We start from the raw sequence: 2,405 nt of genomic DNA on the forward strand, positions 1-2,405 counted from the left end.
AATTGACGTTTCACGTTGTTTGTTTCGTTCAGTTTTCAAAGAACTACTTGGTCGCTCATTTGCGACTTCCTTATGTTAACATCTTCGTTAGTTAATGTCAACTAAGTTTTTTTATTTCGTTTGTCGCTTGCGACGTTATTGTCATCGGCGACTTGTCCTATATTACACCTCTATATAATAATAGTCAATAATAATCTTTCATTTTTTTAAAAAAGATGAAAAAGACTCTCATACCCCCCTTTTATTTCTCATACATATCAATAAGATAACTGAAAGGAGTGTAGAACTTGTTCAATCCTTCTTTATTACACATCATAAGCTCCCATTCAAGAAGCCCACACTATCATAGGAAGTTTCCAATCATTCTATTTTGGAGTCAAAAAAGCGGCTGTACTTCTCTTGCTAAGTGGTTCTTTTACCAGATTGATTTATTACAAACCGCTCTAAGCTATAGTCCTTTCATTCATAATTATGAATATGATATATACAAAAGTACACCTGCCTATAGTGTACGACTAGGAGTAGCGTTACGAGAAAAACAAAAAGAAACTTTTAAACTTGTTCGTAACCCTTATAGGAGAGCAGTCAGTTCTTTCGTGTCCTTAATTGGACCTCCTTATATGGAAAATCCCGAATGGAAACCCATCCGAAAGTTTTTATATCAAGATGAAAATTCCACCAAAGGGATCTCATTTAAACAATTTTTATACTATCTATTTATAAAAGGGGCTCACGCAAGTGATATTAACCCACATTTCACACAACAATATATAGCTGGTGAAGAAGAATATGTGACCAATTATATATACTTAGAAAACTTCGATCACGAAATGAAAGAATTAGAAAAGCGTTTCGAATTAAAAACCGCACCAATAAATGAGTTCTCAACATCATGGCATCATCAAACTCCCGCCATGATTTATAAAGGGAATTTTAGCGAAGGCGATATTACTGATCCTTTATTTCCACGTCATCCAACTTTTGAAAGCTTTTATGATACTGAATGTATACAACTTGTCCAAACAATATTTCAAAATGATTTCGACACATATAAATACAGCAAAGAATATCCATACTAACTTTAGTCTATTATCTTTGCTAAATAAAAAAGATACCTCATATATAAGGTATCTTTTTAACATTTCAATTATATAAATCATACTGTTTAACAGTCTCTATTCTCCACCTTGTTACCTTTTAATAGATTACATAACTTTTGCTTATCCGCCCATCCTACTCCAATTAAGACTAAACTCGCTCCCATTATTACTCTCCATGTCAGAGATTCATTTAATAGAATAATTGAAGTAATAATACTTATTAATGGTAATGCATTTAAATATAATCCGCTTACTGATGCTGAAACTCTCTCTAGCGCTTTATTCCAAAACCAATATGCTAAAATTGTTGCTCCAATAACAAGGTATATTACACTAAGTACCGTTTTCCAAGTTTCAACCTTTGGGAGACCGTAATAAAAAATTTCTACCAGTGCAAACGGTAAGAGAATAACAGCTCCAATAATTAAAGTTAATGTTGTAAAAACCTCGTTTGATAAATACTGTTCTTGTTTTGGTCGTTTTAGCAAAACTGTGTAGAAAGCAAATAGAAAAGTACTTAATAATATTAGTATATCCCCTATTAAGGACACTTCTTGATTAGCACTTTTAGATGGAATCGTAATAAAGAGTACTCCTATAGCACCCAATATAATTCCTATCCAATAATTCAATCGAATTTCCTCTTTTAAAAAGAGTGCTGAAAAAAGAATTGTAACCAATGGTAACGCAGCATCTATAATACTCACATGTAATCCACTGGTTAAAGAAATGCCGTAGGATGTAAACATAAAATAACCAGCTACACCGGTAAAAGCTAACAAACTCATTCTTTTCCATGGAACTTTTTTATGTACAACTGATTTTTGTAGTTCCTTAAATGAGAATATCATACAAATTCCACCTGCAAAGAAAAGACGAATAAATAACAAAGTAAACGGCTGAATAGATTCTAACGCCCATTTTGTTGGCGCAATGGCTGTACCCCATAATATAACAGCCACTAATAACATGCATATTTCTTTCATAATTCCCCACACCCATCAAAAATATATGTTAACTACCTTAATTATAGATTTTTTCTAATGTAAAATCCTTTAAAAGCACAAAAGGTTATGTAAGATCACAAACATTCTTTTTACATCTGGACTATATTCTTGAAAAGGTAATTCTTACCTTTAAATTTAAAATAATAAAATAAACACAAAAAAACCTAAGTCAAAATGACTTAGGTTTTTGCTTGGCGACGTCCTACTCTCACAGGGACAAGGTCCCAACTACCATCGGCGCTAGAGAGCTTAACTTCCGTGTTCGGTATGGGAACGGGTGTGACCTCTCTGCCATCAT

General features: G+C 32.9%; 2 protein-coding genes and 1 rRNA gene. 1 reads left to right on the plus strand and 2 read right to left on the minus strand.

Features of this window, described 5'->3' with window-relative positions:
* Positions 1–287 precede the first annotated feature (287 nt).
* Positions 288–1,079: a sulfotransferase family 2 domain-containing protein gene (locus tag ACUN13_RS32130; protein WP_000483018.1), complete on the plus strand. Its 792-nt coding sequence runs from the start codon at positions 288–290 to the stop codon at positions 1,077–1,079.
* 86 nt (positions 1,080–1,165) lie between these two features.
* Here the strand turns inward: ACUN13_RS32130 and ACUN13_RS32135 are convergent, their stop codons facing one another.
* Entirely contained in the window at positions 1,166–2,086 is a 921-nt protein-coding gene (locus ACUN13_RS32135) for a DMT family transporter (protein ID WP_000658271.1), read from the minus strand.
* Between the two features lie 210 nt (positions 2,087–2,296).
* Positions 2,297–2,405 (minus strand): 5S ribosomal RNA (gene rrf, locus ACUN13_RS32140); the annotation flags it as partial.

It is taken from the genome of Bacillus cereus group sp. Bce041 (assembly GCF_052646455.1).